The sequence below is a fragment of the Hymenobacter mellowenesis genome (assembly GCF_030581005.1).
Classification (GTDB): domain Bacteria; phylum Bacteroidota; class Bacteroidia; order Cytophagales; family Hymenobacteraceae; genus Hymenobacter; species Hymenobacter mellowenesis.
In genome coordinates, this window is sequence record NZ_JAUQSX010000002.1 from 496,203 (window position 1) to 521,231 (window position 25,029).

The 25,029-nt window shown below is 61.2% G+C and carries 20 protein-coding genes; 12 read left to right on the plus strand and 8 right to left on the minus strand.

Features of this window, described 5'->3' with window-relative positions; all coding sequences use genetic code 11:
• Positions 1–25 precede the first annotated feature (25 nt).
• The gene (locus Q5H92_RS06105; RefSeq protein WP_305010610.1) at positions 26–2,896 is read left to right on the plus strand and encodes an alpha-amylase family glycosyl hydrolase; all 2,871 of its coding nucleotides are present in this window, start codon (positions 26–28) and stop codon (positions 2,894–2,896) included.
• 104 nt (positions 2,897–3,000) lie between these two features.
• On the opposite strand, the gene Q5H92_RS06110 is transcribed toward Q5H92_RS06105, so the two are convergent.
• The 4 genes from Q5H92_RS06110 to Q5H92_RS06125 form a co-directional block, all read right to left on the minus strand.
• On the minus strand, positions 3,001–3,849 hold the full coding sequence (locus Q5H92_RS06110; protein WP_305010611.1) for an N-acetylglucosamine kinase: 849 nt from the start codon (positions 3,847–3,849) through the stop codon (positions 3,001–3,003).
• A 123-nt stretch (positions 3,850–3,972) separates the two neighbouring features.
• Positions 3,973–4,743: a SusE domain-containing protein gene (locus tag Q5H92_RS06115; protein WP_305010612.1), complete on the minus strand. Its 771-nt coding sequence runs from the start codon at positions 4,741–4,743 to the stop codon at positions 3,973–3,975.
• Positions 4,744–4,925: 182 nt separating this feature from the next.
• Positions 4,926–6,584 (minus strand): RagB/SusD family nutrient uptake outer membrane protein, encoded by a 1,659-nt coding sequence (locus Q5H92_RS06120; RefSeq protein ID WP_305010613.1) that lies wholly within the window; start codon positions 6,582–6,584, stop codon positions 4,926–4,928.
• 12 nt (positions 6,585–6,596) lie between these two features.
• Positions 6,597–9,611: a SusC/RagA family TonB-linked outer membrane protein gene (locus Q5H92_RS06125; protein WP_305010614.1), complete on the minus strand. Its 3,015-nt coding sequence runs from the start codon at positions 9,609–9,611 to the stop codon at positions 6,597–6,599.
• A gap of 653 nt (positions 9,612–10,264) precedes the next feature.
• Here Q5H92_RS06125 and Q5H92_RS06130 point away from each other — a divergent pair.
• The 11 genes from Q5H92_RS06130 (at position 10,265) to Q5H92_RS06180 (ending at position 21,544) form a co-directional block, all read left to right on the plus strand.
• Positions 10,265–10,960 carry a hypothetical protein gene (locus Q5H92_RS06130; protein ID WP_305010615.1) on the plus strand — a complete coding sequence of 232 codons (696 nt, stop codon included), beginning with the start codon at positions 10,265–10,267 and terminating at the stop codon, positions 10,958–10,960.
• 2 nt (positions 10,961–10,962) lie between these two features.
• A complete protein-coding gene (locus tag Q5H92_RS06135) occupies positions 10,963–12,177 on the plus strand; it encodes an alpha/beta hydrolase (RefSeq protein ID WP_305010616.1) in 1,215 nt (404 codons plus the stop codon).
• 362 nt (positions 12,178–12,539) lie between these two features.
• Positions 12,540–13,967, plus strand: coding sequence for an anthranilate synthase component I family protein (locus Q5H92_RS06140; RefSeq protein ID WP_305010617.1), 1,428 nt, complete (start codon positions 12,540–12,542; stop codon positions 13,965–13,967).
• A gap of 125 nt (positions 13,968–14,092) precedes the next feature.
• Positions 14,093–14,662, plus strand: a complete 570-nt coding sequence (locus tag Q5H92_RS06145; RefSeq protein WP_305010618.1) for an anthranilate synthase component II — start codon at positions 14,093–14,095, stop codon at positions 14,660–14,662.
• A 139-nt stretch (positions 14,663–14,801) separates the two neighbouring features.
• Entirely contained in the window at positions 14,802–15,797 is a 996-nt protein-coding gene (gene trpD / locus Q5H92_RS06150; RefSeq protein WP_305010619.1) for an anthranilate phosphoribosyltransferase, read from the plus strand.
• 49 nt (positions 15,798–15,846) lie between these two features.
• Positions 15,847–16,674 (plus strand): indole-3-glycerol phosphate synthase TrpC, encoded by an 828-nt coding sequence (gene trpC / locus Q5H92_RS06155; protein ID WP_305010620.1) that lies wholly within the window; start codon positions 15,847–15,849, stop codon positions 16,672–16,674.
• A gap of 9 nt (positions 16,675–16,683) precedes the next feature.
• A complete protein-coding gene (locus Q5H92_RS06160) occupies positions 16,684–17,406 on the plus strand; it encodes a phosphoribosylanthranilate isomerase (RefSeq protein ID WP_369811120.1) in 723 nt (240 codons plus the stop codon).
• Between the two features lie 45 nt (positions 17,407–17,451).
• The gene (gene trpB / locus Q5H92_RS06165) at positions 17,452–18,645 is read left to right on the plus strand and encodes a tryptophan synthase subunit beta (protein ID WP_305010621.1); all 1,194 of its coding nucleotides are present in this window, start codon (positions 17,452–17,454) and stop codon (positions 18,643–18,645) included.
• A 20-nt stretch (positions 18,646–18,665) separates the two neighbouring features.
• Complete coding sequence (trpA, locus tag Q5H92_RS06170) at positions 18,666–19,445, plus strand: tryptophan synthase subunit alpha (protein ID WP_305010622.1); 780 nt, start codon at positions 18,666–18,668, stop codon at positions 19,443–19,445.
• A 139-nt stretch (positions 19,446–19,584) separates the two neighbouring features.
• Positions 19,585–20,589, plus strand: a complete 1,005-nt coding sequence (gene aroF, locus Q5H92_RS06175) for a 3-deoxy-7-phosphoheptulonate synthase (RefSeq protein ID WP_305010623.1) — start codon at positions 19,585–19,587, stop codon at positions 20,587–20,589.
• Between the two features lie 232 nt (positions 20,590–20,821).
• Positions 20,822–21,544, plus strand: a complete 723-nt coding sequence (locus Q5H92_RS06180) for a phenylalanine-4-hydroxylase (RefSeq protein ID WP_305010624.1) — start codon at positions 20,822–20,824, stop codon at positions 21,542–21,544.
• Between the two features lie 64 nt (positions 21,545–21,608).
• On the opposite strand, the gene Q5H92_RS06185 is transcribed toward Q5H92_RS06180, so the two are convergent.
• From Q5H92_RS06185 to Q5H92_RS06200, 4 genes are all read right to left on the minus strand, one after another.
• Entirely contained in the window at positions 21,609–22,109 is a 501-nt protein-coding gene (locus Q5H92_RS06185; RefSeq protein WP_369811121.1) for an Mpo1 family 2-hydroxy fatty acid dioxygenase, read from the minus strand.
• A gap of 201 nt (positions 22,110–22,310) precedes the next feature.
• Positions 22,311–23,183 (minus strand): dienelactone hydrolase family protein, encoded by an 873-nt coding sequence (locus Q5H92_RS06190; protein ID WP_305010625.1) that lies wholly within the window; start codon positions 23,181–23,183, stop codon positions 22,311–22,313.
• 40 nt (positions 23,184–23,223) lie between these two features.
• On the minus strand, positions 23,224–23,769 hold the full coding sequence (locus Q5H92_RS06195) for a HEAT-like fold family protein (protein ID WP_305010626.1): 546 nt from the start codon (positions 23,767–23,769) through the stop codon (positions 23,224–23,226).
• Positions 23,770–23,781: 12 nt separating this feature from the next.
• Positions 23,782–25,011 carry a serpin family protein gene (locus Q5H92_RS06200; protein WP_305010627.1) on the minus strand — a complete coding sequence of 410 codons (1,230 nt, stop codon included), beginning with the start codon at positions 25,009–25,011 and terminating at the stop codon, positions 23,782–23,784.
• Positions 25,012–25,029: the final 18 nt, after the last annotated feature.

The window sequence follows — 25,029 nt, forward strand, 5'->3', positions numbered from 1 at the left end:
AATCATCCCACCAAAAATTCCCCCAATGAAAACATTTACCCGAATTACTGCGCTGCTGCTGAGCCTGCTGGCCTGGACGGCGCAGGCCCAGGTGGTCACCACCTCGCCGGTGTTTTTTACCGACACCACGCCGGTCACCATCACCTTCGATGCCTCGCAGGGCAACGCCGCGCTGAACAACTTCACCGGCAACGTCTACATCTGGACCGGCACCGTCACCAACCTTAGCTCCAGCAACACCAACTGGCGCAACGTGCACAGCCCCAGCTTCGGCGCGGCCGACCCCACGGCCCTGATGACGCGCGACGCCACCAACCCCAACCTCTACCGCATCACCATCACGCCCCGGACTTACTATCCCATTCCGGCGGCCGAAACGCTGCTGCGACTGGGCATGATTTTCAAGAATGCCGACGGCTCCATCGTGGGCCGCGCCTCGGGCGGCGGCGACATTTTCGTGGATGCCGCTCAAGCGGCGCTGTCGGCGCGCATCACCAGCCCAGCGCCCGGCGCCAGCGGCAACCCGCTGTTTGTGAGTCAGAATACCCAGGTGAGTGTAACGGGTGTGGCCTCGGCTTCGGCCAACCTGGCGTTCAGCCTCAACGGTACGCAAGTGGCCACGCAGGCCGGCGCTACTACCCTCACCAGCAACGTGACCATCGCCCAGACGGGCCGCAATGTAGTGCGTTTCACGGCCACCAGCGGGACCTCAACGGCGGTTGACTCCATCATTTTCGTGGTGCGGCCCACGGTGACGGTGGCGGCCCTGCCGGCCGGCGCCAAGGACGGCATTACCTATCTGAACGGTGGCACGTCGGTGATTTTGAACCTGACCGCGCCCAACAAGCAGTTTGCCTACGCCATCGGCGAATTCAACAACTGGCAGACGCTCAATTCGGCCTACATGAATAAGACGCCCGACGGCAACCGCTGGTGGGTGCAAATCAACGGCCTGACGCCCGGCCGCGAGTACGCCTACCAGTACCTGGTGGACGGTGCGCTGCGCGTGGCCGACCCGTACTGCGAGAAAATCCTCGACCCGAACGACGACCGGTTCATCCCGGCCGCTACTTACCCCAACCTGAAGGCCTACCCCACGGGCTCGACCACGGGCATCGTGTCGGTGCTGCAAACCAACCAGACGCCTTACGTGTGGGGCACGCCTACCTTCCAGCGCCCCAGCCGCGCCGATTTGGTGATTTACGAGCTGCACCTGCGCGATTTCCTCTCCACCAGCCACGACTTCCAGCGCCTGCGCGACACGCTGACGTACATCTCCCGCCTTGGCATTAATGCCATCGAATTGATGCCCATCAACGAGTTTGATGGCAACGACAACTGGGGCTACAGCCCCGATTTCTACTTCGCGCCCGACAAATACTACGGCACCAAAACGGCCCTCAAGCAGCTCATCGACGAGTGCCACCGCCGCGGCATCGCCGTGATTCTGGACGTGGTGCTGAACCACTCCACCGGCCAAAGCCCCATGGTGCAGCTGTACGCCGACGCCAACGGCAACCCTTCGGCCAGCAACCCCTGGTTCAACCAGACGGCCCCGCACCCCTATAGCGTATACAATGACCTGAACCACGAGAGCGCCTTCACCAAGTACTTCTCGAAGCAGGTGATGACCTTCTGGCTGCAGGAGTACAAGGTAGACGGCTACCGCTTCGACCTGGCCGGCGGCTTCACACAGCGCGCCAGCACCACCAACACCTACGGCAACTACGACCAGTCGCGCATCAACATCTGGCTGGATTACTACCAGCACATGATTGGCGTCGATGCCACGATGTACCCCATCCTGGAGCACTTTCCGGAGAACAGCGAGGGCCTGGCTCTGAGCAACAGCGGCTTCATGCTGTGGGGCAATGCCAACTACAACTACAACGAGGCCACCATGGGCTACCTGCCCGGCTCCAACTTCAGCTACGGCTACTACGGCAGCACCGCCCAGGGCGGCCGCGGCTGGAACAGCCCCAACCTGATTACCTACATGGAAAGCCACGACGAGGAGCGCCTGATGTACAAGAACCTCACGTTCGGCAACTCTTCCGGCTCCTACACCACCCGCGACCTCAATACCGCCCTGGCCCGCATCGAGCTGGCGTCGGCCTTCTTCTTCACCGTGCCCGGCCCCAAAATGGTGTGGCAGTTCGGCGAAATTGGGTACGACAAGTCCATCTTCATGTGCTCGAACGGCACCGTGCCCACGCCTTACCCGAACGACCAGTGCAAGCTGAGCGCCAAGCCCGACGTGTGGCCCTACTACCAGAACGCCAACCGCCGCCAGCTCTTTGAGGTGCAGCGCGCCCTCATCAACCTCAAGAAAAAGGAGCCGGTGTTCGAGAATCCTACCAGCTACACGCAGTCGCTGGCTGGTGCCGGCAAAACCATTCACCTGAGCGACGCCAACACCAAAGTAACCATCGTTGGCAACTTTGACGTGGTGTCGACTACCGTGGACCCCGCTTTCCAGAACACCGGCAAGTGGTACAACTACCTCACCGGCGACAGCATCACCGTGAGCAATGTGAACGCGCAGCTGACCCTGCAGCCCGGCGCCTATGCCGTGTACACCTCACGCCGTATCCGTCGGGCTACGTTGCTGGCCACCCGCGCCCAGGCCACCACGGCCCTGCAGCTCACGGCCGCGCCCAACCCCACCACCAGCACCACGCTCGTGAATTACGAGCTGCCCACGCCGGCCGCCGTCACCCTCACCGTGCAAAACGTGCTGGGCGCCACCGTTCGCACATTGGCTTCGGCCGCGCCGCAGTCGGCCGGCCCGCACAGCGTGAGCTTGCCCGTCGATGGGCTGGCCGCGGGCGTGTACCTCGTGCGTCTGCAAACCGCTCAGCTCACCCAAACCATCCGGTTGGTAGTGCAGCACTAGCTGAGTTAGAATCCAATAAAAAAGGCCGCTTCTGCAAAGAAGCGGCCTTTTTTATTGAGCTAATGTTGACAGGCGTTTTCAGTGACGCTGCCAGCAACCGGTAATTATCGGTTTTCCTCGTGGTAGCTCACCAAATCATCGATGGGGGAGCGAATGATTTTGCCCACTTCCATGCCGTGGTTTTTGGCCACCTGCGTCAGCACATCGCGGAAGTTGTAGCCCACCGAGCCGATGCAGTTGAAAGTGTATTCCTGGTAGCGCGGATAGTGCAGCACCAGGTTCTGGAAGAACGCCTCGAAGCCTTCGTGCACGATTTCGCGGCAGTAGGGCACGTTGTTGTGGTCGTAGGCAAACTTGGCGAAGCTAGCCAGGAAGCGGTTGGGCAGCGGCTGGTTGTAGAGGCGGTCGAGAATTTCGTTGCGCGTGCCGAGGTGGTATTCTTCCTTCAACGCCTCTTGCAGGCCGTCGGGCAGCAGGCCGCGCAGGTAGTCGCGCAGCAGCCGCTTGCCGAAGAAAGAACCCGAGCCCTCATCGCCCAGGAAATATCCCAGCGAATCGACGTTGTAGGTGATTTTATCGCCGTCGTAGAGGCAGGAGTTAGTACCCGTGCCCAGAATGGCGGCAAAGCCCGGCTTGCGCCCCAGCAGCGCGCGGGCAGCGGCCAGCAGGTCCTCCGTCACGTGGGCCTTGGTGTTGGGAAACAGTTGGCGCAGGGCCGCGGCAATCACCTCCGCCTTCTGGGCCGACGACACCCCCGCGCCGTAGAAATACACGTCGCTCACTTTTTCGCGGGGCAGCGTGTCGGGCAGGTTCTTCTCCAGCGAAGCCACAATGCCGGCCGTGTCAATAAAATCGGGGTTGTACCCTTCGGTGTTGAAGTAAACGCGGTTATTGGCGTCGTCGAGCTGGCACCAGCTGCACTTGGTGGAGCCGCCATCGGCAATGAGAATCATAGAAAACGGTTTGGGTTGGGAGTGGCTACGAAAGTAGTGACTGAACTACTAACCGGCCACAAAAAAGCCCTGTCGGCGTGCGGCAGGGCTTTTTTGTGGTCTGAATGAATTGATTTATTTCACCTATTGGATGGAATACGTCATCGTGTTCAGGTTCAGCTTGATGGTTTTCACACCAGCGGTAGCCACGGCGATGTTGCTGCCGTTGGCCACGATGGCGCCGCCCGTGTTGGAACTGCTGCCGTAGTTCAGCGTCCAGGCATTGTTAGCGCGGAACTTGAATTCGCCGGCATTCATCGTGCGCGTCACGTCAAACGTGTTGGTGGTGCAATTGTAGGTCAGAGGAATGTCGGTGTTCCAGTCCACGCCCGCCGTGCCAATGATGGACCAAGTGTTAGAGCCAGCCGGGGGTAGGCACACTGTATAAGAAGTAGCCGTCAGCGCAACTGCGTTCGAAACGAACGTGTGCGCGTCGGTGCCTGCCACGGCCGCCACGCGGGCGTACACAGGCGTTGCGGTGCCCGCCGTTACACCAAGGGTGGTCAGGGCCGTGTTCAGGTCGCCCACCGTTACGGTCTTGGTCGTGCCGCTGCCGCCGTCGATGATGGCCGGGTAGCCGAAGCCATCCGCCGTTTTCGACAGTTGCAACTGGTAGGTTACCGCCGGAGTCTTGGTGTAAGACGTGCCGCTCAGCGAAAGCTGCACGGGCGTCCAGGTGTAGGTAATGGCGTTTTGGGAGCTGTTAGCCTGGGTCAGCACAACCGTGTTGCTGGAGGACGTCAGCGTGGGAGTGGCCGAAGGAGTGACGGTCACCTTGGTTTCGTCCTTCTCGCAGGAGGCCAGGGTTGCTACCGCAAAAACGGTAGCGGCGACTTGGGTAAGCCAATTTTTCATGATGGGATTTTTGATTGAATTGGTGGATGCAGGTCCTGATATACTCTTCGCCGCAACACTTTGGATTTCGTAAAAGTGTCCGATTTAGAATCAAAATTTAACCCGGTGCCGGGCCCTGCTCGCATAAGGTAAAAACGTCAGAGGGCTGAACCGGTGATTACCGGCCCAGCCCTTTCAGCACACTAGTAGCCAGGGTTCTGCCGCAGGTTGGGGTTGGCGGTCAGGTCCGACGCCGGAATCGGGAACAGCTTGTATTTAGCATCCACAGCCTGGCCGGCAGCTACGCCGCCTTTCCAGGGCCACAGGTAGGTATTCTCGGTGAACTTGCCGTAACGGATAAGGTCGCTGCGGCGGGTGCCTTCCCAGTGCATCTCACGGGCACGCTCGTCGAGGATAAAGTCGGCCGTCATCTGGGTGTCGGTGATGTCGGCCGAACTGGTCGTGCCCACCGGGAACCCGAAGGCGCGGCGACGAATCCGGTTCACATAGCCCAACGCGGTGGCGCGGTCGGCGTTGCCGCGGGCAGCGGCTTCGGCGTAGATGAGCATCATGTCGGCCACGCGCAGCATGGGGAAGTCCACGCTGGAGAAGTTCAGCGGGGCACCCACGCCGGTACCGGCCGAGGTCACGTTGCGGAATTTCACTACGCCCAAGCCTTGCGTAAACTGGCTCAGGTCGTTGATGGCCAGCGTCTGGCCGCGGGTGTAGAAGCGGCCCCGACGGTCGCGGAGGGTATCGCCACCGGCCAGGAAAAACTTGTCAAACAGAGCACTGGTGGTGCGCAGGCCGCCCCAGCCCGTCGACTGGCCTACGAGGCGCTGCCAGGCGGCATCGGCGCCGCTAGTGGCGCCGTTGACCAGGAAGGTGGTGCCGCCGTAGCTCTGCACGTTGTTCACGTCGAAAATAACGGGCCAGATGATTTCATCTTTCGCTGGAGCCACGTTGTTGTCGGCCAGGAACACGCGTCCGTAAGCCGAAGCAGCCGTGCTGGCCGTGGTATTGAGGTAAGGGGTGCCGCCGGTCGAGTAGCCGTCAATGGCTAGTTTGGCCTCCGTTGCAGCTTTCGCATACTGTGCCGTGCCGGTGTATACGCCGGCGTTCAGGTACAGCTTGGCCAGCATGCCGTGCGCGGCAGCTTGGTCCACGCGGCCGTACTCGTTGGTGCGGGCGGGAGCCAAATCACCGGCCACAGCCAGCAGTTCGCTTTCCACGAAGTTGTAAAGTTGCTGGCGAGTATTATAAGGCGGCAAGCTACCGCCCACCGCGTCCTTCTCCGTCACAAAGGGCCCGTTGCCGAACAAGTCGATAACGTGCGAGTAAGCCACGGCGCGCAGGAAGCGTGCTTCGGCCCGAAACAGCTTGCCTTGGGCCACTTCGCCGCTGCCCAGACGGCTGCTGAGCTTGTCGTCGGTGGCTTCGCGCAGAAACTCGTTGCAGATGGCAATCTCGTAGTAGAGGCGGCTGTAGAAGCCGCGCGTCAGTGGGTCGCTGGCGTCCCAGTTCATGCGGTGCCACTCCTGCACGCCCGGGTCGTTCCAGGCAATGACGGCCTCGTCGGTGGTCAACTCTTGGGCGCTCCACCACTGGCGGATGTAGTCCGAGGTGCCGGCGTCGATGCCCACGATGTCGCCCGAGCCGGGGCCCGACGGGCCGGTCAGCGCAAAGCCGCCGTAGAGCTTGGCCAGCACCTGCTTGTAGCCGGCCAGGCCGGTATACACCTTGTCCGGCGTCAACTCGTACTTAGGCGTCTGGTCCAGGTCTTTGGTGCAAGACGTGCTGAGGCCGACTAAGGCTGTGCTCAGCGTGAGAGCCGTTAGCCCCCGGTATAAAGATTTCTTCATGGTTGGTGGGAATTAAAAGCCGAGAGCCAGGCCCAGCGTATAGGTACGGGCACGGGGGTAGAAGTTGTTGTCGATGCCGCTGAATACTTCAGGGTCAACGCCTTTGTACTTGGTCACGAGGAAGGCATTCTGCACGTTGGCCGTGATGCGCAGCGACGAAGCGCCGAGCACCTTGCCCACGTTGTAGCCCAGCGAAATGTTTTCGCAGCGCAGGAACGAAGCGTTTTGGATGTAGTAGTCCGAGAACACCTGCTGGCGGGTGAAGCCCGTGTTGCGCACGTCGGGATTCAGGTTATTCACAAACAGGGTCGAACCCTGGGCGTTGGCATAGGTACCGAGGTTGGCAGCGTTCACGTTATAGTTGTAGTTGCCCAAGTTGCTGCGCAGTGTGAAAGCAAACACCAGCTTCTTGTACACCACGTTCGAGCTCAAACCCAGCGTCACGAGCGGGGCGGGCTGCTTGTAGAAGATGTAGTCGTTGTCGTTGATAACGCCATTGCCGTCCTTGTCCACGTACAGCCCTTCCACGGGGCGACCATCGGCGCCGTACACCTGCTGGGCAGCAAAGAACGAACTGATGGGATAACCCACGGACTGAATTTGAATGGTGTTGCCGGTGCCGCCGCCAATGCCACCTACTTTGTAGCCTTTGAAGCCTTCCTGCTGCGTGCCCAAGTCGGTGATTTTGTTAACATTGTAGGCGCCGTTCAGGTTCACGTCCCAGGTCAGGTTTTCGCTGCGGAGCACGCCGTAGTTCAGGCCTACTTCAATGCCGCGGTTACGCAGCGAGCCGATGTTGGCATTCAGCTGGTTGGTGAGGTTGGAACCGGCCGACTGGTTTACCAAGGCCAGCAAGTCGCTGGCGGTACGCTGGTACACGTCAACCGTAGCCGTGAGACGGTTGTCGAAGAAGCCCAGGTCCAGACCAGCGTTGTAGGTGTTGGTGGTTTCCCAGGTCAGCAGGGCGTTGTAGCCTTGGGGGCTGTAAGTGGGCACTACGGTGCCGGCACCGCCACCCAGCGGGTAGGTGGTGGTCGAGCCGCTCACCACGTAGCGCGGCTGCGTGTCGTAGGCGCCACCAATGTCCTGCTGACCCGTGCGGCCGTAGCCAGCGCGCAGCTTCAACTCCGAGAGGGTAGTGTTGTCCTTCAGGAAGTCCTCGTTTTTGATACGCCAGGCCAGGCCCAGGGCCGGGAACCAACCACTGCGGTAGCCTTTAGCAAAGCGCGAAGTCTGGTCGTTGCGGACGGTGGCCGTAATCAGGTACTTGTCCTTGATGTTAGCCGTGGCCCGGCCAAAGTAGGAAATCAATACATACTTGTTGTAGAAGCCGGCCAGCGTCAGCCGGTCGCCGCGGTTCACCAGCGTGTCGCGGTTCAAGCGGTAAGTCAGGTAGTTGGGGCCTTCGTCCACAAACGACTGATAGGCGTGGCCCAGCTGAATGTCGAGCTTAGTGCCGCCCACCTGCTTGCCGTATGCTAAGTAAGCCTCCAGCAGCTTCATGTCTTTATTCTGCGCGTACTGGTAGTAGGAGCCGTTCCGGCCGGGGTCGGCCGAGGCCGTGTTGAAGGTGCCAAAATCGGTGGCAGCAATGGTTTTGTCGCCGCGGCCACGAGCCAGGTCGAGGCCCAGGTTAAGGTTGGCGCGCAGGCCTTCAATGCCGTGGACTTTGTAGTCGAACTGCACGTTGCCGATGAGGCGTTTCACCGTGCTCACGTCGCTTGTGTTGTTGAGCGCGGCCACCGGGTTGCCCGAAGCGTTGCCCAGCGGCTGGCCCACCGAGTTGGTGAACTGGTAGTAACCGCCGTAGCGGGCGTAGCGCGCCTCGTTCGAGGTAACCGGCTGAGTGGGGTCGTACAAGGCGGCGTTGGCCACGTTGCCGTAGTCCACGAAGCGGTTGTCCACAATCGAGCCCTTGGCGTTGATGTCAATGCGCAGGTGGTTGTCGAGGATGGTGGGGCTCAGGCTCACCGAGCCCGAGTTACGCTTCAACTTGTTGGTGATGACGATGCCCTCCTGGTATAGGTTGCCATACGACACTCGGAACGGCACTTTGGCCACCGAGCCAATCAGGCTCACTGTGTTGTCGTAGATGCCGGCGGTGCGGAAGATTTCGTTCTGCCAGTTTGTGTTGGCCGTGCCCAGGGTCGCAATCTGCGAGGGCGAACCGTTGGCCCGAATCAAGCTGCGGAACTCGTCGGCCGACAAGGTTTCGTAGCGCCGGGCTACCGTGGAAACGCCCAACTGGGAGTTCAGCTCCACGCGCAGCTTCTCGCCCTGCAAGCCTTTTTTGGTAGTGATGAGGATAACGCCGCCCGAAGCGCGGTTGCCGTAGATGGCCGTGGCCGAGGCGTCTTTCAGCACTGTGAAGGTTTCGATGTCGCTGGGGTTAATCAGCGAAAGCGGGTTCGAGGCGCCGTTAATGCCGCCTTTGTCTACGGGCACCCCATCAATTACATACAGCGGGTCGCTGTTGGCGTTGAGCGACGAGTTGCCGCGGATGCGGATGGTGGTGCCCGTGCCCGGCGCGCCGCCGGTTGAAGTGATGCTCACGCCCGCCACTTTGCCCTGAATGAGCTGCTCGGGGTTGGTCACCTGGCCTTGCACAAACTGCTTGGAGTCGACCGTGGCCACGGCCCCGGTTACGTCCTGCCGACGCTGCGTGCCGTAGCCAACAACCACAGCTTCGGATAGTTGCGTAGCGTTTTCGGTGAGGCCTGCCGAGACTTCGGTATTCTGGCCGGCGGTTACCGTGATGGGGCGGCGTACCGAGTTGTAGCCCACAAACGAGATAACCAGGGTGTGCGGCCCGGCCGGTACGCTCTGAATGCTGTAGGTGCCGTCGACATTGGAAGAGCCTCCAAGCGTGGTGCCATCGATGAGGACCGTGGCGCCGGGAATGCCTTCGTTTTTGCTATCGGTAACCCGGCCGCTGACCGAGCCGGTTTGGGCCTGGGCTCCCGAAGGAAATCCGAAGGCGGCGAACAGTAGCAGAAACAATAGTTTCGCTAGATAAGGGTGTTTCATGGGAAACGGTTGTTGGTGGGAAAATGGTGTAGAGGAGTGTAAATGAAAACGGTGGTAGTTTTTAGGGAGAACTGCTAAAAAGACGCAAGTTACCGGTAGAAGGGCATTAGCGCCTATGTATGACGGGTTTTGGTGGGGAAGTTAACCCCGAATTCAGTAGACAAAGCCACTATTGCTAATTTACAGCAGCACGACGCGTTTTGCTGGATAAATATCTGACTGCGAGCAGTTTGCTGATGATAAATGTGAAAGTGGAGCTACCTGCCAAATATTCTGCTAAGGTAGTCATCTGCAAACGATTGCACAAAGGTTTGAAAAGAGATTTTTTCGAGCGGATTTTTTATCTGTTTCGCACGATTTTCTCGTTGAACTGCGGAAATCAACCGGCCAAAAACCAACAAGCCCAAACCCGGCCCGGCCCGGGGCAAGTACACTGCCCGGTGGGCGGTTGGTTCCGGCGCCGAAACGGATTGTGCCGACGCTGTTGGCCCCAAGTACCTTACCCGTGCCGGGCTCGCTATCGGTGAATGCCGCACCCGGGCACACCGCACAGATAGCGCAGTGACTAATTATGGTACTTCGTTGGGGAAGCCGTTGATGTAGGCGCGTTGCAGAACGAATTGCTGTTGTTACTTTTGGCTTTTCCGTAGAAAATGAAAAAGCACCTACTGCTCGTTGCCTTGCTCGTGGCAACTGCTGGCCTGGACGCCGCTGCTCAGTCCCGCCCGGGCACCCGCAAGCCTGTCCCCAAAGGCAAAAGCAAGCAGGCGCCCGGCTCCAGAGGCGCCCCGAAGCCGCCGCCTGTGTATTCGCCCATTCAGGCAGGCCGTGCCGATGAGGACGCGCCCCTGCCCATGGTGGTCAGCAAAGTCAAAATCAAAAAGCCCGTGCTGGTGTACTACGAAGAGCCTGCGCCCGGCAAATCGGTGCAACAGCTCATCATGGCCGAAGAAAACCTGGGCCTGCTCAAAACCCTGGACCTGGAACACCTCATGAGCCGCCGTGAGGTGTTTGTGGATGGCCTCGGCAACCTGGCCCTGCCTGGCAGCGACGTGAACAAGTACCGCCTGCTGGGGACCAGCGCCGTGGCCGAAGACACCCGCCGCCCCGCTGGCGACGGCCGCTGCTTCTATTCGCGCCTCAAGGTGCCGTCGTCGGGCTTTCTGTATGTGGTGCGCGAGTCGGCCGAGGAATACCGCCACTTCATCAAAGGCCCCCAGAAAAAAGGCTCGCTTCTTGATTTTCAAGCCAATGGTCTGCCGGGCATCGATTCGGTGCGGGCCGTGTACACGCTGCGCAAAATGGACGCCTCCGAGCGCGGTGCCGGCAGCGGCGAAACCATTCGCTAACCATGAATCCCCGATTGATGCTGAAACGCGCGGCGCTGTTCGTCAGCACCATGGGTGTGGCGTGCCACATCGCCAGTGCCCAGACCACGCTGCGGCTCACCCGGGTACCGGCCACCACGCCGGCCACGGATACCCTGTTTGTGGCCGGCTCCTTCAATAGCTGGAACCCGCACAGCACCCGCTACGCCATGCAGAAGCAAGCTGACGGCACCTACCAAATTAGCTTGCCGCAGAGCCTGGGTAGCATTGAATACAAATTCACGCGCGGCAGCTGGCCGACGGTGGAAGTGGATGATAAAAACCAGGGTATTGCCAATCGCAAAGCCGACCTGACGGCTGCCCGCGAAATTGCCAACCAAGTGTTGGCCTGGGACGACCAGAGCGGCACCCCCGCCATTCCTAAAAAGCACACCGCTACGCCGCAGGTCCATCTGCTGTCGGCCTCATTTGCCATGCCGCAGCTAGGGCGGCAGCGGCGCGTGTGGCTCTACCTGCCCGCCGACTACGCCAAGCAGCCTAACCGACGGTACCCCGTGCTCTACCTGCACGACGGCCAGAACGTGTTTGACGACGCCACCAGCTTCGGCGGCGAGTGGGGCGTGGACGAAACCCTCGACCAACTGCGTCGGGCTGGGCAGGATGCCACCGGGAGCATCGTCGTCGCGGTTGATAATGGCGACCAGTTCCGCTCCGACGAATACATTCCGTGGGTGAGTACCGAAGCTGAACTGAAAGACCAGCCCCACCGGGGCGGGCAGGGCCGCCAGTACATTGATTTTTTGGCTTTCACCCTCAAACCCTACGTGGATGCCCACTACCGCACCCGGCCCGAGGCGGCGCATACCGGCATTGCCGGGTCCAGCCTGGGCGGGCTGATTTCGGTGTACGCCGCCCTGAAATATCCAAAGGTTTTCGGCGCGGTGGGCGCGTTTTCACCAGCTTTCTGGGTGTGTAATGATTCTCTGCTGAGCTTTGCCAAGACACATCCGGCGGCGCCTACCACCCGTTTTTATTTCGTGAGCGGCACCACAGAATCGAAGACCATGCTGCCGCTAATGACCGCCTGGCGCGACGAGTTGCGCCGGGAAGGCGTACCCGCCGCGAATATCTCTTTTCACGCCCCGGCCGATGGACAGCACCGCGAATGGTTTTGGCGGCGTGAGTTTCCGACGGCGTACCGGTTCCTGTTCGGGCTCAAGGGCTTGCCCAAAAAATAGCGCCAAAGCATCGGTAACCTAATCCAGTAAAGCAGAGAAAACGCACTTGTAAATCAACTAGTGTTCAAACTAAAAATCTGCTAGTGTCGTATTGAAAACCGAAATGACTTGCTGTTATTTCAAAAAAGCTCTTTTATCTTTGCAACGCGTTTAAGAAAAAACGCATTCTCCGCATGAATTTTCAGCGTACTTCTCAGGCTTGGTGGTGGCAGTTCCGAAACTTCGGACCGGCCTGTCTGTGCGCTTCGTAAAATCACCTTTGATTTTGCCTTTGACCACAAAAGCCCGGCCCCTCGCCGGGCTTTTTGCTTTTATTCCCTTCCGAGTCGCTGCTTCGGCTCATCCCCTTACCACCTGCTTCCGTGCCTTACCAACTCATTACCCGCCACCGCCGCCTGCTGGCCGACACCGTGACCCCGGTGGGCCTCTACCTGCGCCTGCGCGACCAGTATTCCAACTGCCTACTGCTGGAAAGCGCCGACTACCACGGCCAACAGAACGCCTTCAGCTACCTGGTGTGCGAGCCGCTGGGCACCTTTGAGCTGCGGCGCGGGGGGGAGCTGCGGCAGGCGCTGCCCGGCCAGGCACCTGGTAGCGTGATGCTGCAGGAGCCGCGCCAGGCCCTAGCCGAGCTGCGGCGCTTTGCCGCCGCCTTCGCGCCCGATGCAGCGGCGGCCAAAATGCCGTTCATCAGCACCGGCTTGTTTGGCTATATGGGCTACGAGGCCGTGCAGAGCTTTGAGGACGTGACGTTTGACGCGGCTAAGGTGCCGGCCGGGGACGTGCCGCTCATTCGCTACGGCGTGTATCGCTACGTCATTGCCTTCAACCACTTCCGCCAGGAGCTGTACCTGTTTGAGCACCGCGTGGCGGGCGAGGAATATGCCGAAGCCGACGGCCTTGACCGCCTCGAGAACCTGGTTCGCAATCCCAGTGTGCCGGCCTTCGACTTCGCCACCGTGGGGGAGGAGCAAAGCAACCAGACCGACGCCGAGTTTCTGGCGCGCCTCACGCAGGGCCAGGCGCACTGCCTGCGCGGCGACGTGTTCCAGATTGTGCTCTCGCGGCGCTTTCAGCAGGGTTTTTCGGGCGATGAGTTCAATGTGTACAGGGCGCTGCGGTCCATCAATCCCTCGCCTTACCTGTTCTATTTCGACTACGGCGACTGCAAAATTTTCGGCTCCTCGCCCGAGGCGCAGGTGCTGGTCCAGGGCCGCGAGGCCAGCCTGTACCCCATCGCGGGCACCTACCGCCGCACCGGCGACGATGCCGCTGATGCCGCCGCCGCCCAGCGCCTGGCCGCCGACCCCAAGGAAAACGCCGAGCACGTGATGCTGGTCGACTTGGCCCGCAACGACCTGGCCCGCCACGGCACCCAGGTACAGGTGCGTACGCTGCGCGAAATCCAGTTTTACTCGCACGTCATTCACCTCGTCAGCCACGTCACGGCCCAACTGGATGAAGGCACCGACACGCTGCAAGTTGTGGCCGATACCTTCCCGGCCGGCACGCTCTCGGGTGCGCCCAAGCACCGCGCCCTGCAATTGATTGATGGGCTGGAACCCACGGCGCGCGGCTACTACGGCGGCTGCATCGGCCACTTGGGCTTCGATGGTAATTTCAACCACGCCATCATGATTCGTTCGTTTTTGAGCACCGGCAACCAGCTGTATTTCCAGGCCGGGGCGGGCGTAGTGGCCGCCTCCAGCGTACAGTCGGAGCTGGAAGAGGTGCACCACAAGCTGGGGGCCTTGCGCGCGGCCTTGCGGGCGGCGGGAGAAGTCAGATAAAATTGAACGGCATGCAGAGCGCAGCGAAGCATCTCGCCTGTGGCAGTAAATCAGCCGATTGAATTAGTTAAAGCAAGCGAGATGCTTCGCTACGCTCTGCATGACGTTCTATAATTCATAATGCCATGAAAATCCTCGTTCTCGATAATTACGACTCCTTCACCTACAACCTGGTGCATCTGCTGCGCGACCTCGGCCACGGCCCCAACCTGACCGTGACGCGCAACGACCAGCTGACGCTGGAATCGGTAGCTGCCTACGATGCCATCATGCTGTCGCCCGGGCCCGGCGTGCCGGCCGAGGCGGGCCTGATGCCCCAGATTATCAAAGCCTATGCGCCCACCAAGCGCATTCTGGGCGTGTGCCTGGGCCATCAGGGGCTGGCCGAAAGCTTCGGCGCTTCGCTCTACAACATGCCCGCCGTGCTACACGGCGTGGCCAACGAAGCTGAAGTGACCGTGGCCGACGAGCGGCTGTTTGCCGGACTGCCGCCGCGCTTCCAGGTAGGGCGCTACCACTCCTGGGCCGTGCGCCCCGAAACCATGCCCGCCGAGCTGGAAACCACCGCCCGCGACGCCAACGGCGAAGTACTGGCCTTCCGCCACCGGCAGTTCGACGTGCGCGGCGTGCAGTTCCACCCCGAAAGCATCCTCACCGAGCACGGCGCCCGAATGCTGGAAAACTGGTTGAGCTAGGACACTAAGTATGAATCAGGTCGTCATGCTAAGCCAAGTCGAAGCATCTCTACCGCGTAAGTAATCAATGCTGTTGCAACGAAGCTGTAGAGATGCTTCGACTTCGCTCAGCATGACGTTCAGGAAATAAAACCAAGTTTTGAAACAGATTCTCAACAAGCTTTTCGACCACCAGCCCCTGACGCATGCCGAGGCCCACGCCGCCATGCGCCAGCTGGGCGAGGGCGGCGCCAACCCAGCCGAAACCGCCGCCTTCCTGGCCGTGTACCGCATGCGGCCCATCACGGTGGCCGAGCTGGCCGGTTTTCGGCAGGCCTTGCTCGATTTGAGCCGCGACCCTCAGCTAGGTACCCACGAAGTGCTCGACATCGTGGGCACGGGCGGCGACGGTAAAAACACCATCAATATCTCCACGCTGGCGTGCTTTGTGGTGGCCGGCACGGGGGTGCAGGTGGCCAAGCACGGCAACTTTGGCGTCTCGTCGGTGTCGGGAGCCTCGAACGTGTTGGCGCATTTCGGCTACGATTTCGAAGCCAGCTCCGACCAGCTACGGCGGCAGCTGGAGCGCGCTAATATCTGCTTTCTGCACGCGCCGGCTTTCCATCCGGCGATGCGGCACGCGGGGCCGGTGCGGCGGGAGTTGGGCTTGCGCACGTTCTTCAACATCCTGGGGCCGCTGGTGAACCCGGCCCGGCCCGCCGCGCAGCTGCTGGGCGTGTTCAGCCTGGAATTGCAGCGTGTGTACTACTACCTGATGCAGGCCACTGGCACCCGCTACGCCGTGGTACACGCCCTCGATGGCTACGACGAACTGGCCCTGACCGGACCGGCTAAGGTGGTTTCCTCGTTCGAGGGCGAGCGCCTACTCACCGCCGAATCCTTGAACCTGGCCGCCTGCACGGCCGAAGATTTGGCCGGCGGCGCTACCATAGCCGCTGCCGCCGAGATGTTTAAACAGGTGCTGGATGGCCACGGCACTGCCGCCCAGCGCAACGTAGTAACAGCCAACGCCGCCCTGGCCCTGCGTTGCGCCCGCCCCGGCCTGAGCTGGGACGATGCCCTGGCGTTAAGCCGCGAATCATTGGATTCGGGCGCTGCCAAAAGGGCCTTTGAAACCATGCTGGCCACTCAATAAATTTTTACATGGCGCGACACAAACCCTGCGCGCTGTTGTTTTCCAAGTCATGTCCCAAACCACCATCCTCGATACAATCGTCGCGCACAAGCGCAAGGAAGTAGCCGGCCGCCGCGAGCTGGTGCCCGTGAAGCTGCTGGAAAGCAGCCTGTATTTCCGCTCGCAGCCGCTGTCTTTGCGCCAGTATTTGCTGCGTGAAAACGGCAGCGGCCTCATCGCCGAATTCAAGCGCAAGTCGCCCTCCAAAGGCTGGATAAACCAGTACGCGCCGGTGGAGCGCACCACGCTGGGCTACATGCAGGCCGGCGCGGCGGCATTGTCCATCCTCACCGACGCTGAGTTTTTTGGCGGGAAAAACGAGGACCTGACCACGGCCCGGCGCTTCAATTTCTGCCCCATTCTGCGCAAGGATTTTGTGGTGGATGAGTACCAGATTCTGGAAGCCAAAAGCATCGGGGCCGATGCCGTACTGCTGATTGCGGCCGTTCTCACGCCTGATGAGATTGATTCACTGGGCCGGCTGGCCCGCTCGCTGGGCCTCGAAGTGCTGCTTGAAGTGCACGACGCCGATGAGCTGGCCCGCTCGGCCAACGCCGACGCCGTGAATCTGATTGGTGTGAACAACCGCAACCTCCACGATTTCAGCCTTAGCCTGGATACGTCGCTGGCGCTGGCCGCCGCCATTCCCACGGAGTTCGTGAAGGTATCGGAAAGTGGCATTTCCAGCGCCGCCGCCATCGGGCAGCTGCGCGAGGCCGGCTACCGGGGATTTTTGCTCGGCGAAGCCTTTATGCGCCACGCCCGGCCCGAGCGAGCCTGCGCGGCCCTGGTGCAAGAAATTGCAGCCCTGCCGAAAGCCGAATCCGCCATTGCCTAGTTGCCGGAAATGAAAACACCCCGCCCCAACCTATCGGCTTTGGCCGTCGCCACTGGTGTGCCCGGCGCGGTGGTCCCAGCGGCATCGGCCGCTACTCCACCGCGGTTGCTGGTGAAAGTGTGCGGTATGCGCGACGCTACGGCGCTGACCGACGTGGCGAAGCTGGAACCCGACTTTCTGGGCTTCATTTTCGCGCCGAAGTCGCCCCGCTTTGTGGGAGAGGCACTCGCTGCTGAACAGGTGCGCACCCTGCCGCCGAACATCTGGAAAGTAGGCGTATTCGTGAACGAGTCCACCGAAAACATCCTCGCCACGGCACACCGCTACGGCCTTGCCGCCGTGCAGCTCCACGGCCAGGAAACTCCCGCGCAGTGCGAGGAACTGAACGAGGCTGGCCTGCTGGTGATGAAGGCATTTTCGGTGGGGGAGAAGGTTGATTTTGATGCCCTGCTGCCTTACGTGCCGTATTGCGACTTCTTTTTATTCGACACCAAAGGCGCGGCGCCGGGCGGTAACGGGGCCACTTTCAACTGGAATTTGTTGTCAACTTACAACCTGCCCGTGCCTTACTTCTTAGCCGGCGGGCTGGGTTTGGAACACGCCGCCGAACTATCGGCCCTGAATCTGCCCGGGCTGGCCGGCGTGGACCTGAACAGCGGCTTTGAAACCGCGCCCGGCGTGAAAGATGCCGGCCGGGTAGCCGAAATGCTCAAAGTGTTGCGTGCCGCCTGACGGTCCGTCTAACTACTCAATACGAACTACTTGCTACTAAATCATATGACTTCCTACCAGCAACCCAGCGCCCGGGGCTACTACGGCGAGTTCGGCGGCGCCTTCATCCCCGAAATGCTTTACCCCAACGTGGAGGAGCTGCGCACCCGCTACCTCGACATTCTGGCCGACTCCGGCTTCCAGGCTGAGTTGCAGCTGCTGCTGCGCGACTATGTAGGCCGGCCCACGCCGCTGTTTGAGGCCAAACGTTTGTCGGCGCGCTACGGTACGCGCATTTTTTTGAAGCGCGAGGACCTGTGCCACACCGGCGCCCACAAAATCAACAATACCGTGGGGCAGATTTTGCTGGCCCAGCGGCTGGGCAAGAAGCGCATCATTGCCGAAACCGGCGCCGGGCAGCACGGCGTGGCCACGGCCACAGTGTGCGCCCTCATGGGCCTGCCCTGCGTGGTGTACATGGGCGCCATCGACATGGAGCGCCAAGCGCCCAATGTGGCCCGCATGCGCCTGCTCGGGGCCGAGGTGCGGCGCGCTGAAAGCGGTAGCCAGACCCTGAAAGACGCCACCAACGAGGCCATCCGCGACTGGATTGCCAACCCCGTCGATACGCATTACATCATCGGTTCCGTGGTCGGCCCGCACCCGTACCCCGATTTGGTGGCCCGCCTGCAGGCCGTCATCAGCGAAGAAATGCGGGCCCAGCTGCTGGAAAAAACCGGCACCGAGCTGCCCGACTATGTGGTGGCCTGCGTGGGCGGCGGCTCCAACGCGGCCGGCGCGTTTTACCATTTTTTGGACGAGCCCTCCGTGCGCCTCATTGCCGTGGAAGCGGCCGGGCACGGCGTCGATTCTGGGCATTCGGCGGCCACGTCGGTGCTGGGCACGCCGGGCATCATCCACGGCAGCCGCACGCTGCTGATGCAGGACGAGCACGGCCAGATTACCGAGCCCTACTCGCTGAGCGCCGGGCTGGACTACCCCGGCATCGGGCCGCTGCACGCGCACCTGGGCGCTTCGGGCCGGGCCGAATTCATTGCCATCACCGACGATGAGGCGCTGGCGGCCGTGTCGGAGCTGAGCCGGCTCGAAGGCATCATTCCGGCCCTGGAAACGGCGCACGCCTTGGCCGCCCTGGCCCAGCTGGGCGCCGGCCCCGACGACGTGGTGGTGGTGAACCTCTCCGGCCGCGGCGACAAAGACCTGGAAACCTACCTCAAGAACATGGACAAGCTCCTGTAGCCTTCGCCCGCCAAGTTATTATGAACGACCGCCTTCACCACGCCTTCGCGAGCAAGCACAACCTGCTCAACATGTACTACACCGCCGGCTACCCCGGCCTGCACGACACCCTGCCGCTGGCCAAATCGTTGGTTGAAGCTGGGGCCGATATACTGGAAATCGGTATGCCGTTCTCCGACCCGCTGGCCGATGGTCCGGTCATTCAGCACAGCAGCGCCGTGGCGCTGGCCAATGGGATGAACCTGCCGGTACTGTTTGAACAGCTCCAAGAGCTGCGCGCCGCCGTGCCCGAAACACCCGTGCTGCTCATGGGCTACCTCAACCCAGTGCTGCAGTTCGGCGTGGAGAAATTCCTGCAAAAAGCCGCCGAAGTAGGTGTCGATGGCCTGATTCTCCCGGACTTACCGCTCGATGAGTACGAAGAACAGTATCATGCGCTGTTCCAGCAGTACGGCCTGAAAGCAGTTTTTCTCATCACGCCCCAAACTTCGGAGGAGCGAATTCGCCGCCTCGATGCCTTGTCCGACGCCTTTCTTTACCTCGTGTCCGGCCCCGGCACCACTGGCGGCACCACCCTGGCCGACCTCGAAGCGCAGGAGCAGTACTTCGAGCGCATTGCCGGCATGAAGCTGAAAACCCCGCGCCTTATCGGCTTCGGCATCGCCGACAAAGCGGGCTTCGACCGCGCCTGCAGCCACGCCGAAGGCGCCATCATCGGCTCGGCCCTCATCCGCGCCCTGGAGGATGCGGAGGACGCGCCGGCCACGGCCGGGCGCTTCGTGCGGGGTATAAAGTCCTGATTTTAAAAATATAGCTACACGTCATGCAGAGCGCAGCGAAGCATCTCGCGTGTGGTAGTAAATCAATCGTCAGAATTAGTGGCGGCACGCGAGATGCTTCGCTGCGCTCTGCATGACGGGCGAACCTCATATCCAGACCATGATAATTCAACTCGAAAAAACCGCTTCCGTGCCCGCCATCGCCAAGCACCTGAAGCAGCAGGGCTACAAAACCACCGAAGTCACGACCCAGCACGCGAGCTACCTGGTGGCCATCGGCAAAAAAGATATCGACATCCGCACCATCGGCCAGCTGCCCGGCGTGCGCGACGTGCACCGCGTGAGCGACGACTACAAGCTGGTGAGCCGCAAGTGGCGCGTGAAGCCCACCGTGCTCGACCTCGGCGGCGGCGTGACCATCGGCGAGGGCAGCCTGGCCCTGTGCGCCGGTCCGTGCAGCATTGAGAGCGAAGCGCAAATGGAAAAAGTGATGACGCACCTCGTTGAGAATGGTGTGCAACTCATGCGTGGCGGCGTGTTCAAGCCCCGCTCGTCGCCCTACGCCTTCCGCGGGCTGGGCATGGACGGCCTCAAGGATTTCCACCGCATGGCCCGGGCGCGCGGCATCAAAATCGTGACCGAGGTGATGCAGGTGTCGCAGGTAGAGGAGATGCACGATTTCGTGGACGTGTTCCAGGTGGGCGCCCGCAACACCCAGAATTTCAACCTGCTCGATGCCCTCGGTGGCGTTGATAAGCCGGTGATGATTAAGCGCGGCATCTCGGGAACCATTGAGGAGCTGCTGTCGTCGGCCGAATACGTGTTTTCGGGCGGCAACGAGAAGCTGATTCTCTGCGAGCGCGGCATTCGGACGTTTGAAACGGCCAGCCGCAACACCCTGGATTTGAACGCCGTGCCCATCCTGAAAGCCAAGAGCCACCTGCCCGTGATTGTGGACCCCTCGCACGGCATTGGCATCCGCGAATACGTGCCCACCATGGCGCTAGCCGGCGTGATGGCCGGCGCCGACGGCATCGTGTACGAAACCCACGAAACGCCCGAAACCGCCGCTTCGGATGGCGCCCAGACGTTGGATTTCGACGAATCGGCCCGGCTTATTCGTAACCTGCGCCGCGTGTACCAGTTGCGGGGCGAGCTGGAGTAATGAAAAATTAATAAGTTCGAATGCTTGCTTTTTGAAAAGCCGGTCTTAAATTCGTCTCACTCATGCGCCACCAATACGTCAATATTAGCTTTCTGATGACTTGCCCCAAGCTGGGCGGGCTCGGGCTTTTATTGGCAGAACGGAAGGACAAGGCATGAAACCCACTCTCCTCTAAAAACCAGTAAAAGCCCGAATCCACCAGGATATCGGGCTTTTTTTTTGCCGCCCCGCTATGTTTGCTAACCGACCCCTTGCCAACGCCACCAGCCAGGACCAACTGATTTGGAAAATTCTGTTTGACCGCCAAACGGCGCTGCTGCACAAGCGCGCGGCGCCGGTGTTCAGCCAGGGCTTAGCGCGGCTAGGCATGCGGCGGGAAGCCATTCCGGACATTGCCGAACTCAGCGCCACCGTGCGGGCGCACACCGGCTGGCAGCTGGCCCCGGTGGGCCGGCCGTTCGAGCCGGCGGCGTTTTTTGAGCTGCTGGCCGAGCGGCAGTTTCCGATTGTGACGCGCATCCGGCCCATGCACGCCTTCGATTTCAGCCCACAGCCGGACTTGTTCCACGACTTGTTCGGGCACGTGCCCATGCTGCTCGATGAAGGGCTGGCCGATTTCCTGCACGTGCTGGGGCAGGCCTACCGCGCCCAGTCGGTGGGTTCGCCGGCCCGTGAGCAGCTGTGGGCGCTCTACTTCTTTACGGCCGAGTTTGGCCTGGTGCAGCACGAGGGCAAGCCGCTGCTCTACGGCGCGGGCCTGCTGTCGTCGGCCGGCGAAATCCACCACTGCGTGAATGAAAACACGCCCCGGCCGGTGTTCGACCTGGCCACCGTGTTGCGCACGCCCGTAACGGGCGCCCGCTACCAAAACCAGTACTTCGTGCTGCCCTCCTGGGAGCAGCTGAGCGAGTGCGTGGAGGAACTGGCCGGCCTGTTGGCGGGGCGCTTCGCTTAATGAAGAATGAGGAATAAAGAGTTTTGTCCCAGATGGACCATTCTGATTCTTATTAAGCGAAGCGTCAATATCCCCAGCCCAGACGGCGGTACACGAAGTGCAGCAGCCACAGCGGCCCAATCAGCAAAAACTGCAGGTCTTTCAAAAAGCTGGGCTTTTTGCCCTCCACCTTGTGGCCCCAGAACTGGCCCACCCAAGCCAGCGCGAAAATGAGGAGGCAAATGGCCCACAGGGGCAATGCTGCGTAATCGACCACCATGCTCAACGCGACCGCCATGGCTATCCATACCAGTACCATGCCCAGGGCCAGCCGTGGGCTCAGCCGCACGTAATACACCAGCGCCAGCAGCATCACCAAAGTACCCCAGTTGAGGAGCGGACTGATGCCGCGCACAGTAATGGGCACCGGGACCGACCACAGCAGCCCAATCAGCGAGAACATAATCAGGGGCACACACACCCAGTGCACCAACTTGTTGGTAGGGTTCTGGTGGCTTTCGCCGTATTCGGCGAGCAGGGCAGACAGGGCGGCCATGGCAATGGTGGGAATTGGGGTGGGAGACAAGCTTGGTCCAACAAATTAGCAATAAAAAAGGCCTTCCCGGTGGGGAAGGCTTTTTCGGGGATAAAACATAGAACGTCATGTCGAGCGCAGCCGAGACATCTCGCGTGAAATAGTAAATTCAATCGTTAGGCGATTTTGATTACTTCGGCACGCGAGATGTCTCGGCTACGCTCGACATGACGCTCTACATAATGATGACGGTTACACTTTCACCTTAAACCGGCCGCGCAGGTAGGCCAGGGCGTGGGCGTGGGCTTGAGCGGCATCGGCCTTTTTGTACTTGGGGTTGGAGGGATTGGCGAAGGCGTGGTCGGCGTCGTAGCTTTCCACGGTGAGGCTTTTGCCTGCTGCGGTCATATCCTTTTTGAACTGAGCCACCACTTCGGGGCTAATCCACTTGTCCTGGCTGGCGAAGATGCCCAACACGTCGGTGTTCAGGGTTTTGAGCTTGGCCACGTCCTTCTCGGGCATGCCGTAATACATCACGCAGCCCACCGTTTGCTTGCCGCCGAGCAGGGCCTCCTGCAGGCTCCAGCCGCCGCCAAAGCACCAGCCGATGCTGGCCAGCTGGGCCTTGGGGCCGGCGTAGGCCTGCAGGCCTTTGAGGATGGCCGTGGCGCGCTCGGTTTTCACCTCGCCCATGTATTTGCCGGCTTCTTCGGGCGTGGTGGCCACTTTGCCGTCGTACAAGTCCACGGCAATGACGTTGACGCCGGGCAGCTCGGCGGCAAAGGTGGCGGCCTCTTTCTTGATGTAGTCGTTCAGGCCCCACCACTCGTGAATCACGAACAAGTACTTATTGCTCGACTTGGCGCTCTTGATTTCGAAGCCCTTGCCGGTGCTGCCGTCGGGGGTTTTGAAGGTGATTTCCTGGCCCGCACCAGCGTACACGTAGGGCAAGGGCGCGTCGTGGCCGCCCGAAAAGTCCTTGTCGGCCGCCAGCATGGCGAAGGCCTCTGTGGCCGAAGCCGACAAGTTGCCGGCAGGCCGGGCGCAGCAGCTGGCCATCTTTTGGGCCGAAGCGGAGAACGTGAGGCTCAGCAGCGCGGTGCCCAGGGTCAGTAGTTTTTTCATGAATTTGGTGAGAATGGAAACGAATGAGCAACCCCAACAGCTAATTCGGCAAACCTTCCCGCACGATGTTGCGAAGTTTCGGTAGTTCGCGCGCCGCCCTACCGTGTAGGGCGGCCGAGGTGGTGTGGCTCAGCAGGTCTTCGGTGGCAGCCAGCACCTCGGCGGCCAGCTCTGGGTAGGGCAGGGCCAGTCGCGTGAGGGCCGTCAGGGCGTAGGCTTTCACGGCTACCGGCTCGGCTGGCCGGGTCAGGAGCTGCAGGCAGGTATCGAAAGCCAGGGCCTGCCATTCTTCCGGCACTTCCACAAATTGCAGGGCCCGCACCACGCCCCGCCGCTCGGCCGGATGCTGCTCGGGACCGCCCTGCAGGGCGGCCAGTAGGCCTGGCAAGTGCGGCACCAGCCACTGCGGGCGCCGCTCGCCGGCCCAGCCCAGCACGTCGGCGGCCAGCTGCCGCTCGCGCGGCTCGCCGTACCAGAACAGCTGGAGCAGCTCGGCCAGGGCCTTGGGATGAGCGCAGGCGTAGTCGGTCAGGCGCCGGTTTTGGCGGGCCGAGTGTTCGCGCAGCAGTTCCGTTCGCAGGTTCATCGTCCTTTAGGATTATGTCAGCTCGCTCACGGTACCGGCAAAAAGCAGGGTGCCGTCCTGGTCGTCCACAATGGCATACAGAAACGGTGAATCTATTCGAACCGCCACGCGGCGGGGCGGCTCAGGCTCGTAGGGACCACCCCCGGCGCACATGATAGCCGTGACAGCGGCGGCCTCCGTGCCCACCTCGTCAAGCTGTAAAAACGTTTTGTGCAGCACGGCACCGATGAACCCACCGCCGTCAGCGTCGCGGTAGCCCAGGGCTGAAAAGTCGGCCCCGGGTGCGAAGGCCGGGCCCAGCCCCAACTCGCGCAAAACCGGTACTAGGTCGGCGCTCCATTCCAGACGCAGACGCGGGAAGGTCAGGTCAACCTCTATCCCCTGAGTAGCACGGAGGGCTTTGTGCCACGAGTCCCAGCTGCCTGCGTCGAGGCCAGCCAGGAAGGCGGGCAGGCCATCGGGCGAATCGGGCAGGAAAACCAGCATCGAAAAGCCGCGGCCGAAGCTGAGGTAAGGCATCGAAACCGCCTGCCAGCCGGCCCTGGCCAGGTAGCCCATTCCCTCGCTCACCTGATGCATCAGGTCGGCCGCCTGCGTGGTGCCATCGGCCCGGCGGAAAAGGCCCGGCCGGGTGGCCTCGGGGTCGAACTCATACGCCCACCGGGCATTGAAATACACAGCGTTGAGCAGCATCAACTGAGGGGGCGGCAGTAGCCTCAGCGCTGCTTCCGATACAATGGACTCAATCTTGCCGGCCGTATGCTGCCGCACCCATTCGTTGATAGCAGGGGCCGCCGTGGGGGCCATGAAGTCCAGCGTGGCGACCTCAGCATCGTAATATGTCTGCATCCGGGCCACGAAATCGGGGGCCGGGGCGAAGTGCTGGTCGGCCCATAGGCTGGTGGCCAGTTGCAACAAGGCTCCCGCCGGGGCTTCATCGGCGGGCTCATCATCAATGCCAATCAACTGGCCCGGGTCGAGCAGCTGCCGCAGCCAGTCGGCAAAGGCTTTCTCGGCCCGGGCCGGGTTGGAGGTGGCTCCAAACAGCACCTGCTGAAAAGCAGCTTGGGTGGGGCCGTCGGACCCGGCCAAGACGAGGGCCAGTGCCGCCAGTACGCCCAGCGGCGAAAGGGCCACGGGGCCCTTGTCGTCGGACTTGGCCACTTGCTGCAATAGTTTCAGCGAGAACTGTAGTTGGGCCGTATTGGCGGTAGTTGTCTGAAAAATGGGAAATGCGGACATGGGACAGCGCGGGTGAAG

Bases quoted from the DNA above. Each gene is read 5' to 3' on its own strand.
- Q5H92_RS06105 (WP_305010610.1), top strand. From the start codon at position 26: ATGAAAACATTTACCCGAATTACTGCGCTGCTGCTGAGCCTGCTGGCC.
- Q5H92_RS06110 (WP_305010611.1), bottom strand. From the start codon at position 3,849: ATGATTCTCATTGCCGATGGCGGCTCCACCAAGTGCAGCTGGTGCCAG.
- Q5H92_RS06115 (WP_305010612.1), bottom strand. From the start codon at position 4,743: ATGAAAAATTGGCTTACCCAAGTCGCCGCTACCGTTTTTGCGGTAGCA.
- Q5H92_RS06120 (WP_305010613.1), bottom strand. From the start codon at position 6,584: ATGAAGAAATCTTTATACCGGGGGCTAACGGCTCTCACGCTGAGCACA.
- Q5H92_RS06125 (WP_305010614.1), bottom strand. From the start codon at position 9,611: ATGAAACACCCTTATCTAGCGAAACTATTGTTTCTGCTACTGTTCGCC.
- Q5H92_RS06130 (WP_305010615.1), top strand. From the start codon at position 10,265: ATGAAAAAGCACCTACTGCTCGTTGCCTTGCTCGTGGCAACTGCTGGC.
- Q5H92_RS06135 (WP_305010616.1), top strand. From the start codon at position 10,963: ATGAATCCCCGATTGATGCTGAAACGCGCGGCGCTGTTCGTCAGCACC.
- Q5H92_RS06145 (WP_305010618.1), top strand. From the start codon at position 14,093: ATGAAAATCCTCGTTCTCGATAATTACGACTCCTTCACCTACAACCTG.
- trpC (WP_305010620.1), top strand. From the start codon at position 15,847: ATGTCCCAAACCACCATCCTCGATACAATCGTCGCGCACAAGCGCAAG.
- Q5H92_RS06160 (WP_369811120.1), top strand. From the start codon at position 16,684: ATGAAAACACCCCGCCCCAACCTATCGGCTTTGGCCGTCGCCACTGGT.
- trpB (WP_305010621.1), top strand. From the start codon at position 17,452: ATGACTTCCTACCAGCAACCCAGCGCCCGGGGCTACTACGGCGAGTTC.
- trpA (WP_305010622.1), top strand. From the start codon at position 18,666: ATGAACGACCGCCTTCACCACGCCTTCGCGAGCAAGCACAACCTGCTC.
- aroF (WP_305010623.1), top strand. From the start codon at position 19,585: ATGATAATTCAACTCGAAAAAACCGCTTCCGTGCCCGCCATCGCCAAG.
- Q5H92_RS06180 (WP_305010624.1), top strand. From the start codon at position 20,822: ATGTTTGCTAACCGACCCCTTGCCAACGCCACCAGCCAGGACCAACTG.
- Q5H92_RS06190 (WP_305010625.1), bottom strand. From the start codon at position 23,183: ATGAAAAAACTACTGACCCTGGGCACCGCGCTGCTGAGCCTCACGTTC.
- Q5H92_RS06195 (WP_305010626.1), bottom strand. From the start codon at position 23,769: ATGAACCTGCGAACGGAACTGCTGCGCGAACACTCGGCCCGCCAAAAC.
- Q5H92_RS06200 (WP_305010627.1), bottom strand. From the start codon at position 25,011: ATGTCCGCATTTCCCATTTTTCAGACAACTACCGCCAATACGGCCCAA.